The organism is Streptomyces sp. LaPpAH-108, assembly GCF_000373625.1.
GTDB lineage: Bacteria > Actinomycetota > Actinomycetes > Streptomycetales > Streptomycetaceae > Streptomyces.
In genome coordinates this window covers 125,796-141,661 of record NZ_KB891994.1, presented here as the reverse complement: position 1 = coordinate 141,661, position 15,866 = coordinate 125,796, and the positions used below count along the sequence as shown (strand labels likewise).

Sequence of the window (15,866 nt, the reverse complement as noted above, 5' to 3'; positions counted from 1 at the left end):
ATCATGACAGAAAACCTCGGCGTCCTCGGCAAGAAGTCCCCGCGGCGTTCGGGCGCGGAACGCGTCGTGAATACCCCGCTGCCCACCGCGTACGGGAAATTCCAGGCGATCGGCTACCTGGACCACGACCGGGGTGACGAACACGTCGCCCTGGTCTTCGGTGAGATAGGCGAGGAGAGCGTGCTGACCCGGCTGCACTCCGAGTGCCTGACCGGGGACGCGTTCAGCTCCCAGCACTGCGAGTGCGGTGAGCAGCTGTCCTCGGCGCTGCGCGCGGTCGCCGCCGAGGGCAGCGGGATCGTCGTCTACCTGCGCGGTCACGAGGGCCGGGGCATCGGTCTGCTGGCCAAGCTGCGCGCGATGGCCCTCCAGGCGGAGGGCCTGGACACCGTCGAGGCCAACCTCGCCCTCGGTCTCCCGGTGGACGCCCGTGACTACCGGGTCGCCGCCGAGATCCTGCACGACCTCGGCGTCCGCTCGGTCCGCCTCATGTCCAACAACCCCCGCAAGCGCGAGGCGCTGACCCGTCACGGCATCGAGGTCGCGGAAACGGTCCCCCTCCTGATCGAGCCCAGCGAGAACAACATCACCTACCTCCGCACCAAGCGCGAACGCCTGGACCACGACCTCCCGCACCTGGACGCGGTGGGCCACGGCTCCTGAACCCGGCTCAGTCGAGGACGAGCGACACGCCGCACAGCCCGAGCCGGGCCTGTGCGGCGAGCCGCCACAGGCGCAACGGGCCGTCCAGGACGGACTCTTCGCCGACCGCGTAGTCGAGCCCACCGCGCCGCTCGGCGTCCTTCGGGGCAGCGCCGCGCACCTCGGCGGACGTGAGCACGACGTTCCCGCACCACCCCGGCAACAGCGCGGCCCGCGCGGGACCGATGGCTCGGAAGAGGCCCCGGACGGCCTCGGCGACCAAGCGCGCCAGATCGTCGTCGAGACTCGCTGGTGAAGCCCATGGGGCGAACCTATCCGCGCCTCAGCCCGTCACCGCCTCGTGGACCAGACGGCGCAGTTCCGGGAAGATCTTCAGGGTCTTCGGGCGGAGCTGGGTCATGAACTGGACCGTGAGGTCGTGGGCGGGGGCGATCCAGAAGGCGGTGGTGGCGACGCCGGTCCAGCCGTAGGTGCCGGGGGCGGAGGGGGCAAGCGTGCGGGTGGGGTCGGTGACGACGGAGACGTTGAAGCCGAAGCCGAGGCCGTCGTTGGCGCGTTCCTGGTGCGCGGGGGCGCCGAAGGCGCGCAGGACGGCGTCGCCGGGGAGCTGGTTGCGGGTCATCAGGGCCAGCGTGTCCGGCCGGAGCAGGCGGACGCCGTCCAGTTCGCCGCCCCGGCGCAGCAGTTCCATGAAGCGGTGGTAGTCGTGGGCGGTCGACGCCAGGCCGCCGCTGGCCGAGAGGAAACGGGGACGGCCGCGCAGGGGGAGACCGGGGACGGGTTCGATGCCCCCGTTCTCGGTCTCGCCGTACAACTCGGCCAGGCGGGGCGTCTGTTCGGGCGTGAGGTGGAAGCCGGTGTCGGTCATGCCGAGCGGGACGAAGACGCGCTCGGCGAAGAACGCGTCCAGCGGGCGCCCCGAGACCACCTCGATCAGACGGCCCAGCACATTGGAGGCGACCGAGTAGTTCCACTGGGTGCCGGGCTCGAACTGGAGGGGCAGCCGGGCGTACACCGCCACCGTCTCCTCCAGGTTCGCACCCGGCGGCACGGAGGACTCCAGGCCCGCCTCGCGGTAGAGGGCGTCCACCGGGTGGCTGTGGTAGAAGGCGAAGGTCAGACCCGCCGTGTGGGTCAGCAGATGGCGGACGAGGATCGGACCGGACGCCGGACGGGTCCGTACGTCCGCGCCCGAACCGCCTTCGTACACGCGCGGGTTGGCGAACTCCGGCAGGTGGCGGTCGATCGGGTCGTCCAGCGACAGCAGCCCCTCCTCCACCAGCATCAGCACCGCGACGGCGGTGACCGGCTTGGTCATGGAGTAGATCCGCCACAAGGTGTCCGGCTCGACCGGCAACCCCGCCGCACGGTCCCGGTGACCGTGCACGGTGAGATGCGCGACGCGCCCGCCCCGGGCCACCGACACCAGGAAGCCGGGCAGCCGCCCCTCGTCCACGTAATGGGCCACGTGCTGATCCAGCCGGTCCAGCGCCTTCGCGTCCAGCCCCGCCTCTTCCGGATCGACTTCCTGTCGCAGCTGTGCCATCGCTCGCTCTCCTACGGTCGCGTCGTCCGCCGCGCGGTCCGGCTCGGTCACCGGGACGACCTGTTGTTCCTCATGGTCGCGCAGGACCGGGGGAAGGACCCGCACGTCGGCGACGCGAGTGAGCGATCCGACAGTGCGTCCGGTCGGCGGTCCGGTCACGTTCCGTCAGGAGGCGTGGGCCTGCGGGAGGTTCGGAGTGATGTCCCTCAGACAGAGAACAGGTCGCGGTGGTACCAGGACGCCGAGTCGGCGAAGGCCGTGTCGAAGTCCGGACCGGGTTCCAGCCGCAGATCACGCCAGAGCGGGTCGGCGTCGAACCAGTGGTCGGTCGCCAACATGCCGAGCACGTGTGTGGCTTGGCGGCTCTCCGCGAGAAGCGCCTGCGCGTCGGCCACCGTGAGTACGGGCCCCCGCCTGGGGACCGAGGCATACCGGGCCACTGCGCCCAGCAGACGTCCCGCGGCGACGGGAACAGGGTGGGCCGCGTGATAGGTCCTGCGTGTCAGGTCGGCGGCCGGAGCGAGGCCGGTGCCGACCACGAGGCGGCCCAGTTCCCGCGCCGAGACGACCGACAGCAGGGCCGGCCAGTTCTTGACATCGCCGGGCAGCGCGGAGAGCAGCGCGACGAGACCGGGGACCACCCACACATCCCCGGCGCCATGGACGAGATGGGGGCGCAGCACGATCCCGTCGGCCTCCAGAACGGCGTCCTCGGCCGCCGCGCGGCTCGCCGATGTGGGCGAACCGGGGGCGCGGACGAGTTCTTCGGGGGCGGCGTCCCGGAAGGTACCCCGGCCGTAGACGGACGCCGTGCTCACATAGACGATGCGCGACACCCCGGAGCGGCGAGCCTCTGCGACGAGGTTCCTGGTTCCCTCGGCGTTGACGGCCTCGTTGGTCTCGGGTTCCGGGCCGACGTACGACGCGCAGTGCAGGAGGACGTCCGCCCCCGCGCACACGCCCTTCAGGGAGCGGGGGTCGGTGAGATCGACCGGGACGACGCGGTGCCCGGACCCGGCGGACGGTACGGGACGACGGTGGGACAGCAGGCCGAGGCAGATGCCTGGTCGTGCGGCGGCTTCGCGTACCACGTGGCCGCCGATGAACCCACCGGCGCCAGTGATCAGAACGGTGCGCACTCGAACTCCCTTGACGGCATGGGCGCCTCAGGCGGGCGCGTTGTCGCGCAGTGTCAGGTCGGCGGTGAAGACCTGCTCGCCCTGCTGGGTGCCGCGTACCCGGACGCGCAGGTGACCGGAGGCGTCGGGCACGTCGACCTCGGCTTCGATCCAGCAGGGTGCGTCGAGTTCGGCGTAGCGCGTGAACTCGGCGTCGAGCCCGAGGAGAAGGGCTCGGGGCCGCCGGGTCGCGGCGCGGGCCGCCTGCCGTGCGGCCTCGATCAGCATCATGCCGGGAACATGGTCCACCGGATGGTCGAAAAAGACGGGGTGGTCGGTGTCGACCCGCAGTTCCCAGCGGGCGTCGCTGGATATCGCGGGGGAGGCGAGCACGACGTGCCCCGGGTACGGGCGCCCGACTTCGGCCGGGTCGACAGGGGCCGGGAGGGAGCGGTCCGTGACGGTGGGGCGGTTGCCGCGCAGCCGACGGTGGGCGGCCGGGCTGGTGCAGCTGAACCGTGCACCGCCGGTCGCCACGGTGCGCCCGTCGCGCCGGACGGAGACCTCGTAGCGCATGCCCGCGATGGTGCTGCCCCGGCGGACGATGTCGCGGCACATGGTGTGCAGGGTGACCTCGGTCGGAGCGGGTCCGGTCTCGAATGCCGGGGCGGTGGCCGCGAAGGACAGGTTCCACATCAGGAACTGATGCCCGAACGGAACCCCGTGCTCGGCATGGGCCAGCAGACTGCCGGTCTGCCGGATCGACTCGGCCAGAAGCAGCGGGTCCTGGTAGCCGTCGGCGGGGGCGAACAGACCGTGGCTGCGCGGCCATTGAGCCTGCACCACGAAGGAGGAGCCGGCGATGGCGGCGGCCGGTTCGGCCGTCCAGTCGGTCAGAAAGACTTCCGCCACGGAGGCGCGGTGGACGTATTCGCGCGGGACGGTTCTGGTGAGAAGGGGGCCCATGACCGGAGCACTGGGGGTCGTGGGCGCTTGAGCGGTGTTCAGCATCCGCGGCACTCCTGTCTGTCTGCGGACAGGGGTGACCGGGACGCGTGTCCGGACCCCCGTCACCACTGGATACGCGTCGCCTTCAACATACAGACAGAGCGGCCGGGTTTTAAAGTAAACCCTGCCTAAAACTGTGCAGGCTGTTTGGTTTACGCGCCGGTTACATGCATCGTGCATCCGTTTGTGCGGGCGGGGGTTAGCTCTGTGTCGGCGGGCTGAGGGAAATCCTGCCTGATTTTCCCTCAGTTATGGCGCTTTAGTGCGCGGTTGGGGTGTGGGTCCGGCTGCATGTGTTGCTGGATGCTTTGCATTGACAAACCGACGGACCTGTCTGGTAACTTCCCTCGGGGTGAGTGCTCAGTAGTTCGATGAGGCGTACCTTGGGGGAGCGATGGATCAGCAGGTCGTGCATCCGGCCAGAGTGGGCATCGAGGAAGAGCTCATCGCGCAACGAGATGGTGACGCGCTGAGGGTTCTCGTCGTCGAGAGTGATGCCTCGGCCGCCGGAGACCTGGTGCAGGAACTGCTGCGGCACGGTTATCTCGCACGCAGTGTGGCCACCGCCGCCGAGGCGCTGCGGGTCCACCACGATGTCGACCTGGTCCTCCTGGGGCTCGACCTGCCCGATCTGGACGGGCTGGAGCTGTGCCGCCGGATGCGGGCGGTCGGCGATGTCCCGATCATCACCGTGACCACACGCGGGGCCGAGCTCGACCGGGTACTCGGGCTGCAGGCCGGCTCCGACGACTACGTCGTCAAGCCGTACGGCCTCAGGGAGTTGCTGGCCCGGATCCAGGCAGTGATGCGCAGAGTCCGTCCTCAGCGGTCGGCGGCACGGGTTGTCACGTACGGTCCGCTGCGGATCGACGCAGGAGCCCGTGAACTCCTGCTGGAGGGCCGGCGGGTGGATCTCACCCCCAAGGAGTTCGACCTCCTGTTCCTGCTGGCGTCGCAGCCGGGCACCCTCTTCTCCCGCCGCCAGCTGCTGAGTCAGGTGTGGGACGACGAATGGTCGTACCGCGGCCGCACTCTCGACACCCATGTCAGCAGCCTGCGCGGCAAGCTCGGGTCGAGCCGCTGGATCGTCACGGTGCGGGGGGTCGGCTTCCGTATAGGGCGTGCGTGACGCATGGGTGGACGGGCGGGTAACCAGATGCGGTTTGCCGGATACAATGCAGACAGGTCTGTATGTTTCCGAGCCCGGAATGTGAGGGACCGCGATGGCTCGACAGGAGCGAGGGATCAGGTCGAGGCGCTCGATCCTGGAAGCCGCGGCGGATGTGTTCGGCGAGCGCGGATACGAGGCGGCGAGCACGAACGAGATCCTCGCCAAGGCCGGTCTCACCCGGGGTGCGCTGTATCACCACTTCCCCTCGAAGGAAGCCATCGCGGTCGCGCTGGTGGAGGCGCAGGGCGAGGCGTTGGTCGTGCCGGATCAGCCGGTGAAGCTGCAGGCGGTCATCGACCTGACCCTGACGTTCTCGCGTCGGCTCCAGACGGACAAGGTGTTGCGGGCCAGCGTGCGGCTGGCCGTGGAGCAGTCGTCGTTCGTCACTTCGGCCCAGACCCCCTACAACCAGTCGATCACCGTGGTCGAGGAGTTGCTGCGGGAAGCCGAGAAACAGGGGGAGTTGCTGCCGGGGACGGATCTGTCGGAGGTCGCCTCGACGGTGGTCGGCGCGTTCACGGGCCTGCAGGTGATGTCCCAGGCATACAGCGATCGCCAGGATCTGCCCGGCCGGATCTCGGCGCTGTGGCGGCTGGTGCTGCCGGGGCTCGCCTCCCCGGGCATGCTGCCCCGCCTGCGCACGAGTCGTCCGCCGGAGGCGGACGAACCGACAGCTGGGCCGACCGGAACGGCGACGCCACCCGGGTCTGCCGAAGCGGCACACGACTGACCGGCGCGGCGGCGCTGAAACGATGCCGGGCCCTGGGCGAGGAAAGCCGGCCCGGGCCCGGACCTGCGGAAGCAGTCGAGGTCAGGGGAGGAGATCGGGCGTCTGGGCGTTGCCTATGCCCTGTTCGATCTCTCCGACGAGCCAGGCGATGCGTTCCTCGTCGCGCCGGTAATGGGTCCACTTCCCGACGCGTGTGGACTGCACCAGGCCCGCGCGTTCGAGCACGGCCATGTATGCGGAGACGGTGGACTGCGCGAGGCCCGATTTCGCCTGGATGTGGCTGACGCAGACACCGACGGTGCGCGGATCGGTGACGGCCGGGTTGACCGGGAAGTGTTCTTCCGGTTCGCGCAGCCACTGGAGCACTTGCAGCCGCACGGGGTTGGCGAGCGCCTTGAGGGGTTCGAGCAGGGGCGCGAGGTCGCCTGTCGCGGGTATGTCGTGAGTCGTCATGGGCCTTCCGGTGCGTACGCGGAGCCGACTGTTGATGTATCGATGATAATCGATACGTTACGCGCTCGTAAGCTGCGGGCTCTGATCGCGCCCTCCAACTCAGAGGCTCCGGACTCCACTTGACACAACGTATCGAGGTTCTGCGATACTTCGATACGTCAGTGTCCCGCACGGCACGGTCCCGCACCGCATGCCATTGCAACGGAGGGTTTTCTCATGCCTATCGGGCTTATCGCCCTGGCGCTGGGGGGCTTCGGTATCGGCCTCACCGAGTTCGGGATCGTAGGACTGCTGCCCGAGGTGGCGGGCGACTTCCACGTCTCCGGAACGCTCGCCGGATATCTGGTCTCCGTCTATGCGCTCAGTGTCGCCGTCGGTGCCCTCGGCCTGACTGCGGCGATCACCCGCTTCGACCGCAAGAAGATCCTGGTCGGCCTGATGACGCTGTTCATCGCGGGCAACCTGATCTCCGCGATCGCCCCCAACTACGAGCTGCTGATGGTCGGCCGGGTCGTCGCGGCCCTGTGCCACGGAGCCTTCTTCAGCGTCGGGGCGGTTGTCGCCTCGGACATGGTGGCGGAGGACAAGAAGGGCGGTGCCATTGCCCTCATGTTCGGCGGGCTGACCGCCGCGAATGTACTCGGTGTGCCGCTGGGTACTTTCCTCGGTCAGCAGCTCGGCTGGCGTTCCACCTTCTGGGCCATCACCATCATCGGTGTCGTCGCGCTGATCGGAATTCAGGTTCTCGTGCCGCAGACGTCGGCGGCCGGGCGGACCGACCTGCGTGCCGAACTCGCCGTCTTCCGGCGCGGTCAGGTATGGGTCTCCATCGCTCTCAGCATTCTCGCCTTCGGCGGTGTCATCGGCGGCTACACCTACATCGCCTTCACCCTCACCGACGTCAGCGGCTTCGCCGCCAGCACGGTTCCGTGGCTGCTGGTGCTGTTCGGTGCCGGCACCTTCATCGGAAACTTCGTCGGCGGCAAGGCCGCGGACAAGTCCCTCAACACCACGCTGATCAGCATCATGGCCGCCCTCACCGTCATCATGGGTGTCTTCGCCCTCACGGCCGAGAACAAGATCGCGACCCTCGTCGCCCTGCTGCTCATGGGCACGATCGGGCTCGCGAGCGCCCCCGGCCTCCAGGTGCGGACCATGAAGTACGCCTCCGACGCGCCCACCATGGCCTCCGGCGCCAATATCGCCGCCTTCAACGTCGGCAACGCGCTCGGCGCCTGGCTCGGCGGTCTGGCCCTCGCCGCGGGGTACGGATACGCCTCCCCGCTGTGGGTCGGTGCCGGGCTCGCCCTCGCCGGACTCGTCGTCGTGGCAGGAGGCTCGTTCGGCGGCAGGACCGCGGTGTCCAAGGCCTCCGGAGGTGTCGCGCCCCGGCCGGAGGCGGTCGAGGCGGGCGTTCAGTAAGACGTCGCGCAGCATTTGGTAAACAATTCAGGAAGGTCAGGGTCGAGAATCCCTAGGATTCTCGACCCTGACTTTTTGTTTGCCCGGAGTGGCCCCTCGTAAGGCGCTGAGCATCGGTTCTGACATTCCTCTGACGTTCCTTGAAGTGGCATGTAGCGCCTTGAACAATTCTGTATCGGTGTGGGTTGAAGAGGGTGCGGGCAGACGGAAAGAATTCCTTTGCAGCCGAGAAATGAATTCATCCGCGCCCAAAGGCGAGCGCGACGCCACCGTACGGAGAAAACCCGAGAGGCGATTCCTGTGTTCCGCTCTCTTTCCGACGTCGTTGCCCCCGAATCCCCTGTCTCCTCCGCACCTTCCGACACTTCCACCTCGCTCACGCGTGACACCGAAGCCGCCCCGGTCCCTCGCCTTCAGCCCGCTCATGTCGAGGACGTCCTCAGCGCCAAGGACCGTATACGTGTGGCGGGGTTCTTCCCCGGACTGGGCAGCCGGTCCTTCTACCGGAGCCTCGGTCGACTGCTCATCGACTCCGACGTCCCCGAGGTCACCGGCATCTACCGCGAGGCCGCCCGAGCCCTCGGCATCCCCGCCCGCCCCGACCTCCTGCTGCTGGACCCGGAGGCACTCCCGGCCGGCAAGCTGGAGCGGCAGGGCTTCATCGGAGCCGCGCTGCTGGTGCACAGCCTCGCCCTGGACGCCTACCTGCGCGACCGGATCGAGAAGAACGGCACACCGGCCGCCTTCGTCGCCTACACCGGTGAGAGCTTCGGCATCCTCACGGCCGCGGTGGCGAGCGGTTCCCTCTCCGTCCACGACGGCGTCCGCATCGCCCAGGCCTTCACGCCGCTGATGCTCCAGGCCGCCGACGCACGGAACACCGACGAGGCGTTCGCCCGGACCGTGACCGGCTACCTGGACGAGTCCGTGCGTCGGAGCCCCCTCGTTCCGGAGCCGTACCACGTGGTCGCGGTGAAGGCGCAGAGCCCGGAGGAACTGGCACGGGTGCTGGAGGCGGCACGTACGGCGTTCCCGCCGACGGATGTCGAACCGCACAAGACGTATGCGCCGACCCAGACGAACCTCTACGTCCGCTCCGGCGCCAGGCCCGCGTTCGACCGCTTCCTCAGCGCCCACCCGGGCACGACCACATGGGACCTGAAGGAACCGACCGTCTTCCTCGCGCACTCGGCGCGGATGCGGCCCGCCCGCGCCGCCCTGGAGCGGTTCCTCGCCGCCGAGGGAATCCGCTTCGGCACGCCCCGGGTTCCGGTGGTCTCCAACCACGACATGTCCCTGCTGACCACCGCGTCCACCGTGCGCGAAGGGATCCTGGCCATGACGGACCGGGTCATGGCGTCCCGGGAGACCTGCGAGACCTTGAACGGTCTCGACGCGGACCTCGTCCTGGAGCTGGGACTGGGCGACAAGTCTCTCCGGCTGCTGCGGGACAACGCGGTCGCCGCCCCCGCCACGGGCTACACCGGCTCGCACGAGGACACCGCCGAACTCCTGCGCGCCATCAACGTGGTGGGCGCCCTGATGTCACGGCTGGAGACGCTGTACACCACGGGCGAGCAGCTCCCCGACCAGGACCACCACCTGCTGCGGGAGCTGTTCCGCGTCGCGGCCGGGAGCGAGTTCTGCGACGCCTACTTCTCCCGCGTTCTCGAACGAGTCGTCACCGTGGAGATGCTGCGCCCCGAACGGGAGGGGGCACCCGCCTTCTACCGGTTCCTCGAGATCTTGCAGCACACGCGGCGGCACCGCGACCACATCGCCGTCGACCGCGGTGAACTGGTCACCCGGGCCCGGCTGAAGAAGAGGATCACCGCAGGGGACTCCGCGCTGCTGGGGCAGGCGTATGTGGAACTCAATGTGCTCGACCGGGCCGGTGACATCCGGACGCGGACGGTCCACACGAGCCTCCCCGAGGTGGTCGTCGTCCACTTCGGTGCCCCGGACGACACCAGCGAGGAGAGCCTGGCCCGCCGCACCCGTCTGCTGCTCGACACCCAGCCGACGGCGCACGAGATCCGCGACACGCTTCTCGGCACATCCCCCCTCGACGGAGGCCTCTCCCCGGTCGGCCAGCAGGTTCTCCACCAGTACCTCCTCTTCCACGCCCTCGCCCAGCACCGGCCTGCCCTGTTCGCGCAGAGCGACCACTACCTGGAGGGCGGCGACGTGCCGGGCTGGCTGGCCGCCCTGGCCGTGTCCGGGGTTCTCTCCCTCACCGACGCCGTCGCCCTAGGCACGCCACACACCGCAGAGGACGAGACCGAGCGCATCCTGAACGGCCTCGCCGACGCCCGAGTCCCGCTGGTCTCGGTCGAAGGTGTGCCGATCCAGTCCCGCAAGCACCTGGCCGCCGCCACTCGTGCCGTCCTGCGGGGCGACGCCCTCGACGGCGGGACGCGGCACATCCACCTCAACGGCAACTGCCAGATCATCGCCCTCGGTTCGCAGCCGGCCACCGACGTGGACACCGGTCCGTACGCCACCCGTGTCGTCGCCGTCTCGCATCCGGCCCAGACCTGGAAGAAGCGGCTCAACCCCGCTCTGGACGCGTTCGAGTACGACTGCGTCCTCGCCCTGACCGAGGAGAACGAGCGGGTCCTCGCCACCGCCCGCAGCCGTCGGGTGCTGTCCAGCACGGTCCAGGCATACATCGGCAGCGACGAGTCGATCGTCAGCTTCGGCCAGGGTGGCAGCGAGTCACTGACCGTCTTCGTCAGGAAGGACGGCGAGGACCATGTCACGGTCCGGAAGATCCTCAGCGAGTCGCTGACGACGGCGCGATGGAACCCGGAAGGCGACGGTGTGATGCTGCCACCGTTCGCCAAGGCCAGGAAGCAGGCCGAATACCTGCAAGGCCTCCCCGACACGGTGCGCGACTACTTCCCCCAGGTCCACTCGGTCCTGGAGCGGGAGGTCCCCGTCCCGTCCCGCCTGCGCGAGGCCGACCGCGCGGTCGACCGGGAAGTCATCTACGAGATGAGTTACGTGGGGGGAGAGGAGGTCAGCCGGTACGTCGAGAAGCACACGCCGCCGCCCGCCGTCGTCGCCCGGCTCTACGAGCAGATCATCCGTGTGCTGAACGAGGACGTGCACAGCGTGGGCCGCGTCCCCGCGCCCGGAGACACGCTCGACACCTCCTACTTCCGTAAGATCGAGGACCGGCTGGACCTGTGCCGCCGCACGGCGCCGCGCACCTTCCACCGGCACCTTCTCGACACCGAGCGGATCGTCGTCGACGGGATCTCCTACCTCAACTCCTCCGCTCTGCTGAGGCGGTTCAGGGAGAACCCCGACTTCGCCGCCGTCCTCGAACCGGCCTTCCACTCGCTCGTCATGGGCGACACCAACACCGAGAACATCAAGATCACCCATATCGGGCCGCTCCAGCACGCCCAGCGGCTGATCGAGTCCGGGGCACCCCAGCGGGACGTCGACGCGGCCCTGGCGGACATCACTCCCGCGTCGCTCGGGATCAGGTTCCTCGACCCTCGGGCCATCGGGTTCGCCGGCGAGGGGAAGGACACCCGCGACGACGCGATGTACGACAACAAGCCCTGGCACAACTCCCTGGGCCACTACGACGAGATCCACTTCGAGCAGTTCACCCTGAGCGTCGACACCGGCGAGGGCAGGACCCCCACCGTCTCCATCGCCTTCCGTGAGGGCAACCCGTACCAGAAGGCCTACCGCGTACGGGACGTGGTCGCGAAGGGGGGCACGGTCGACACCGGGGCGCCCACGGGCATGGAGGACTACTTCGCGTCCGTCATGACGGCGGCGCTCCGGCTGGACGACCCCGCGTCGCCCTACCTGCGGGACGACCCCTACTGGCTGGTGCGGTTCGTCTTCATGATGGGCCAGCACTTCACGGCCATGCCGCCCTTCCACTTCCAGAAGGAACTGGACGGCACCCTCACCGACACCTACGAGACCCAGCGCCGCCCAGTCGCCATCTACTGCGAGGGCATCAAGTGGCTGAACTGGGCTCTGCAGATGCTGGAAGGCACACGCACCGAGTTCCTGGGTGTCGCCGTACCGCCGCTGCCGCACCTGGCCGGCTGAGCGCACACCGGTTTCCCGCACCCCCGTCGCCGGGCGGCCTCACCCGACCACGCCCGCCCGGCGACGGTTCCCCACAGCTCCAGGACCAACTCCCCACCGAAGGAGTCCCCGTATGACTGTCCTCCCGTTCGCGGTCCCGGTGGACGGACTGCACCACCTGTCCCACGAGAGCCGTGTGATCGCCACCCCGTGGAGCCGGATGGTGCGCGGCATCGGCCTCGGCCAGTATCCCGTCGCCTACGACCCCGAGGCCGCCACCCGGATCCGGCACGCTTTCGCCCTTCTCGACGCCAAGGGCGTGGACGATGCCTACACCCGTTTCTCCCGGCTCCTGGCCGACTTCGTCCTCGACGTCGCGCACCCCGGACGGAATCTGCGCCGTGCCGACCTCGCTCGCGACCTGAGCCCGATCCTCGACGCCGTCCGGGCCGTCGAGAACCCCTACTTCCGGGTCATGGCAGGCTGCGTGCTCATGGATGCCGTCGCCAAGCTGGGACTGGACCGGCATCTGCTCTTCGAGGACGGAACCGACTTCCCGGCCGAGATCCTGGCTGCCGTCGACACGATCGAGCCGGACCGCATCAAGGACGAGAACGCAGGACGCCACGGCCACTACGAGAAGCTCTCCGCGTACTCCGCGGTGTTCCTCGCCCTCGGTCAACTCGGCCTGAAGGAGAGGCTGGTGACCGGACGCCGGAACCACGTGCGTGAGGCGTTGGGCCTGCTGGAGAAGATCCCGGCTCCGTTCTTCCGCGGCCGGGGCGGGGCCATGCTGCTGTCGGTGATCTCGCTGCTCGGATACGAGTCCTGGTTCGTCGACGAGGGCCGTGACCATGTGCAAGGCGTTCTCTCCTACCTCGACCGCGCGGACGAGCTGAATCTGCCCCCGGCGTTCCCCCAGCCCATGTCGGAGAGCTTCGCGCGGATCTACCCGCTGCTCACCATGCTCAACGCCGTCGCCATGACCCGCCGCCCGGAGACGTACCTGGACCACGGCCGGGACCGGCTGGCCGAGGCCCGAGAACTGTTCGCCGGTATCACCCCCGTCGAACGCACGCACATGGGCCTCTACTATCTCGTCGCCCTGCACAACCTGGGCCGCCTGGACGAGCAACTGCCGGACCGGAACGCCTTCGTCGAGCACGTCGTGGGCCAGTGGCGGCACATCGACCCCGGGGAGAACTATTTTCTGAACGGGATCGCGTACGCCTACGTCATCCAGACCGCCATGCTCATGGGCCGCATGGACCTGGTCGACGGCAGCGCCATCGAGAGGCTGGTCGACTGCTTCCCCGACCTGGACCGCACGGACGATGACCGCGTCAATCGCCCGTACCCCTTCGCCTATACGCTCAACGTGCTCGGCGAGGTGGGTGCCGCGCACCTACTGTTCGAGCCCAGGGACGCCTACGCCGGGGCCACGCCCATCGCCTGGGTGATCGACCAGCTCTCCCCCGGGGGCCGCGAGGAACACCGGTTGTACATGCTGCATCACGCTCTGGTCAGCTACGCCCTTCGCCAGCGGGGGGCCGGGCAGGGCGAGAGCCCCCTGTTCAAGGGTTTCACGTTCGCCGCAGGCCATCGCAGCGGTGGATACGCGGTCCGCGGGTGACTCCGGCGGGCGTCTTCGGCACCGGCGGGGAATGCTCACCGGCGCCGCTTCCGTTGACCCCGGTATGACTGACGACCCGACGACGCAGGACGCCCTGCTCAAGCTGCTCTCCGAGGGGCACGGTGGTGTGCTGGTCACGCTCAAGAGGGACGGCCGGCCCCAGCTGTCCAATGTGAGCCATGCCTATGATCCGGCCGAGCGGATCATCCGTGTCTCGGTCACCGACGACCGGGCCAAGACCCGCAATCTGCGCCGTGAGCCCCGGGCGTCGTACTACGTCACCAGCGACGACCGCTGGGCGTACACGGTCGCCGAGGGGACGGTGGAGCTGACTCCCGTCGCCGAGGACCCGGACGACGAGACCGTGGAGGAGCTGATCCGGCTCTACCGGGACGTGCTGGGCGAGCACCCGGACTGGGACGACTACCGCGCCGCGATGGTCCGCGACCGGCGGCTGGTGGTGAAGCTGCACGTCGAGCGTGCCTACGGGGTGCCCCGGCGGTAAGCGCCCGCGGACATGGCGAGGCCCGGACCACACACGGTGGTCCGGGCCTCGGCCGTTCACCTCAGGACCCCGGCTGTCTCAGGGCAGCCGGTTCCACTCCACGATCACGGGGCGCCCGTGCTCCGTCGAGAGACGGCTCACCGTGCCCGTGGCCAGCTGGAACAGGCGGCCGTCGGCGGCCGGCAGGCCGAGGCGGCGGGCGGTGAGCACCCGCAGGAAGTGGGCGTGCGCGACCAGGATCACGTCGCCGCCGTCCTCCTGGAGCGCCTTGTCGATCCGGGCCAGGACCCGGTCGGCGCGCGCCCCGATCTGCTCGGGCGACTCGCCCGGATGCCCCTCGGGGCCCGGGATCACCCCGTCGGTCCACAGGTTCCAGTCGGGCCGGGTCGTGTGGATGTCGACGGTCTTGACGCCCTCGTAGCCGCCGTAGTCCCACTCGACCAGGTCGGGGTCGGACTCGGCGCCGGTCAGACCGGCCAGCCGGGCGGTGTCCCGGGCCCGGCCCATCGGGCTGGTCAGGACGACGGCGAAGTCGTGCCCGGCGAGGAGCGGAGCGAGGGACCTGGCCTGCTCCTCACCGCGTGCGGTGAGCGGCAGATCGGTCCAGCTGGTGTGCTGTCCCGACAGGCTCCACTCCGTCTCGCCGTGGCGGACGAGCAGGAGGTCCCCCACGACGTCAGCCCTTCTTCTCGACCGCGTGGCCGCCGAACTGGTTGCGCAGCGCGGCGATCATCTTCATCTGCGGCGAGTCGTCCTGACGGGACGCGAAGCGCGCGAACAGCGAGGCGGTGATGGCCGGGAGCGGCACCGAGTTGTCGATGGCGGCCTCGACGGTCCAGCGTCCCTCGCCGGAGTCCTCGGCGTAGCCGCGCAGCTCGTCCAGGTGCTCGTCGTCGTCCAGGGCGTTGACCGCGAGGTCGAGCAGCCAGGAACGGATGACCGTGCCCTCCTGCCAGGAGCGGAAGATCTCGCGGACGTTGTCCACGGAGTTCGCCTTCTCCAGCAGCTCCCAGCCCTCGGCGTACGCCTGCATCATGGCGTACTCGATGCCGTTGTGGACCATCTTGGCGAAGTGACCGGCGCCGACGCGGCCCGCGTGCACGTACCCGTACGGCCCGTCGGGCTTGAGGGCGTCGAAGATGGGCTTCAGGCGGTCGACGTTCTCCTTGTCGCCGCCGACCATCAGGGCGTAGCCGTTCTCCAGGCCCCAGACACCGCCGGAGACGCCCGCGTCCACGAAGCCGATGCCCTTGATGGCCAGCTCGGCGGCGTGCTTCTCGTCGTCCGTCCAGCGGGAGTTGCCGCCGTCCACGACGATGTCGCCGGGGGAGAGCAGGTCCTTCAGCTCGTCGACGACGACCTGGGTGGCGGTACCGGCCGGGACCATCACCCAGATGGTGCGCGGCGCGTCGAGCTTCTCGACCAGCTCGGCGAGGTCCTTGACGTCGGTCAGTTCCGGGTTGCGGTCGTAGCCGATGACCTGGTGGCCCGCGCGGCGGATGCGCTCGCGCATGTTGCCGCCCATCTTGCCGAGGCCGATGAGTCCGAGCTGCAT

14 protein-coding genes are annotated in these 15,866 nt (G+C 69.1%); 7 read left to right on the top strand and 7 right to left on the bottom strand.

Annotated elements, in window-relative coordinates; all coding sequences use genetic code 11:
* The first annotated feature begins 3 nt into the window (after positions 1 to 3).
* Positions 4 to 663 carry a GTP cyclohydrolase II gene (gene ribA / locus B079_RS0116340; protein ID WP_018546909.1) on the top strand — a complete coding sequence of 220 codons (660 nt, stop codon included), beginning with the start codon at positions 4 to 6 and terminating at the stop codon, positions 661 to 663.
* Positions 664 to 670: 7 nt separating this feature from the next.
* On the opposite strand, the gene B079_RS0116335 is transcribed toward ribA, so the two are convergent.
* The 4 genes from B079_RS0116335 to B079_RS0116320 form a co-directional block, all read right to left on the bottom strand.
* On the bottom strand, positions 671 to 841 hold the full coding sequence (locus tag B079_RS0116335; protein WP_158685002.1) for a hypothetical protein: 171 nt from the start codon (positions 839 to 841) through the stop codon (positions 671 to 673).
* 144 nt (positions 842 to 985) lie between these two features.
* Positions 986 to 2,209 carry a serine hydrolase domain-containing protein gene (locus B079_RS0116330; RefSeq protein ID WP_026248758.1) on the bottom strand — a complete coding sequence of 408 codons (1,224 nt, stop codon included), beginning with the start codon at positions 2,207 to 2,209 and terminating at the stop codon, positions 986 to 988.
* A 206-nt stretch (positions 2,210 to 2,415) separates the two neighbouring features.
* Complete coding sequence (locus B079_RS0116325; protein ID WP_018546906.1) at positions 2,416 to 3,348, bottom strand: NAD-dependent epimerase/dehydratase family protein; 933 nt, start codon at positions 3,346 to 3,348, stop codon at positions 2,416 to 2,418.
* A gap of 27 nt (positions 3,349 to 3,375) precedes the next feature.
* Positions 3,376 to 4,293, bottom strand: coding sequence for a ScbA/BarX family gamma-butyrolactone biosynthesis protein (locus B079_RS0116320; RefSeq protein ID WP_199779936.1), 918 nt, complete (start codon positions 4,291 to 4,293; stop codon positions 3,376 to 3,378).
* Between the two features lie 436 nt (positions 4,294 to 4,729).
* Between B079_RS0116320 and B079_RS0116315 the strand changes: the two genes are divergently transcribed.
* Together B079_RS0116315 and B079_RS32175 are read left to right on the top strand one after the other, a co-directional pair.
* Positions 4,730 to 5,464 carry a response regulator transcription factor gene (locus B079_RS0116315; protein WP_018546904.1) on the top strand — a complete coding sequence of 245 codons (735 nt, stop codon included), beginning with the start codon at positions 4,730 to 4,732 and terminating at the stop codon, positions 5,462 to 5,464.
* Between the two features lie 94 nt (positions 5,465 to 5,558).
* Positions 5,559 to 6,236 (top strand): ScbR family autoregulator-binding transcription factor, encoded by a 678-nt coding sequence (locus B079_RS32175; protein ID WP_018546903.1) that lies wholly within the window; start codon positions 5,559 to 5,561, stop codon positions 6,234 to 6,236.
* 81 nt (positions 6,237 to 6,317) lie between these two features.
* Here the strand turns inward: B079_RS32175 and B079_RS0116305 are convergent, their stop codons facing one another.
* On the bottom strand, positions 6,318 to 6,689 hold the full coding sequence (locus B079_RS0116305; RefSeq protein ID WP_018546902.1) for an ArsR/SmtB family transcription factor: 372 nt from the start codon (positions 6,687 to 6,689) through the stop codon (positions 6,318 to 6,320).
* A gap of 216 nt (positions 6,690 to 6,905) precedes the next feature.
* On the opposite strand from B079_RS0116305, the gene B079_RS0116300 reads away from it, so the two are divergent.
* The 4 genes from B079_RS0116300 to B079_RS0116285 all read left to right on the top strand — a co-directional run bounded on the left by B079_RS0116300 (position 6,906) and on the right by B079_RS0116285 (position 14,311).
* A complete protein-coding gene (locus tag B079_RS0116300; RefSeq protein WP_018546901.1) occupies positions 6,906 to 8,111 on the top strand; it encodes an MFS transporter in 1,206 nt (401 codons plus the stop codon).
* A gap of 462 nt (positions 8,112 to 8,573) precedes the next feature.
* Positions 8,574 to 12,194 (top strand): ACP S-malonyltransferase, encoded by a 3,621-nt coding sequence (locus B079_RS0116295; protein WP_018546900.1) that lies wholly within the window; start codon positions 8,574 to 8,576, stop codon positions 12,192 to 12,194.
* Between the two features lie 112 nt (positions 12,195 to 12,306).
* The gene (locus B079_RS0116290) at positions 12,307 to 13,806 is read left to right on the top strand and encodes a hypothetical protein (RefSeq protein ID WP_018546899.1); all 1,500 of its coding nucleotides are present in this window, start codon (positions 12,307 to 12,309) and stop codon (positions 13,804 to 13,806) included.
* Positions 13,807 to 13,870: 64 nt separating this feature from the next.
* Complete coding sequence (locus tag B079_RS0116285; RefSeq protein ID WP_018546898.1) at positions 13,871 to 14,311, top strand: PPOX class F420-dependent oxidoreductase; 441 nt, start codon at positions 13,871 to 13,873, stop codon at positions 14,309 to 14,311.
* A gap of 78 nt (positions 14,312 to 14,389) precedes the next feature.
* On the opposite strand, the gene B079_RS0116280 is transcribed toward B079_RS0116285, so the two are convergent.
* Both B079_RS0116280 and gnd read right to left on the bottom strand, forming a co-directional pair.
* Entirely contained in the window at positions 14,390 to 14,983 is a 594-nt protein-coding gene (locus B079_RS0116280) for a histidine phosphatase family protein (protein ID WP_018546897.1), read from the bottom strand.
* 4 nt (positions 14,984 to 14,987) lie between these two features.
* A complete protein-coding gene (gnd, locus tag B079_RS0116275) occupies positions 14,988 to 15,866 on the bottom strand; it encodes a phosphogluconate dehydrogenase (NAD(+)-dependent, decarboxylating) (protein WP_018546896.1) in 879 nt (292 codons plus the stop codon).

What these genes read in the sequence shown, in the direction of transcription:
- B079_RS0116285 (WP_018546898.1), top strand. Translation starts at nt 13,871, where the DNA reads ATGACTGACGACCCGACGACGCAGGACGCCCTGCTCAAGCTGCTCTCC.
- B079_RS32175 (WP_018546903.1), top strand. Translation starts at nt 5,559, where the DNA reads ATGGCTCGACAGGAGCGAGGGATCAGGTCGAGGCGCTCGATCCTGGAA.
- B079_RS0116315 (WP_018546904.1), top strand. Translation starts at nt 4,730, where the DNA reads ATGGATCAGCAGGTCGTGCATCCGGCCAGAGTGGGCATCGAGGAAGAG.
- ribA (WP_018546909.1), top strand. Translation starts at nt 4, where the DNA reads ATGACAGAAAACCTCGGCGTCCTCGGCAAGAAGTCCCCGCGGCGTTCG.
- B079_RS0116290 (WP_018546899.1), top strand. Translation starts at nt 12,307, where the DNA reads ATGACTGTCCTCCCGTTCGCGGTCCCGGTGGACGGACTGCACCACCTG.
- B079_RS0116330 (WP_026248758.1), bottom strand. Translation starts at nt 2,209, where the DNA reads ATGGCACAGCTGCGACAGGAAGTCGATCCGGAAGAGGCGGGGCTGGAC.
- gnd (WP_018546896.1), bottom strand. Translation starts at nt 15,866, where the DNA reads ATGCAGCTCGGACTCATCGGCCTCGGCAAGATGGGCGGCAACATGCGC.
- B079_RS0116305 (WP_018546902.1), bottom strand. Translation starts at nt 6,689, where the DNA reads ATGACGACTCACGACATACCCGCGACAGGCGACCTCGCGCCCCTGCTC.
- B079_RS0116320 (WP_199779936.1), bottom strand. Translation starts at nt 4,293, where the DNA reads ATGGGCCCCCTTCTCACCAGAACCGTCCCGCGCGAATACGTCCACCGC.
- B079_RS0116300 (WP_018546901.1), top strand. Translation starts at nt 6,906, where the DNA reads ATGCCTATCGGGCTTATCGCCCTGGCGCTGGGGGGCTTCGGTATCGGC.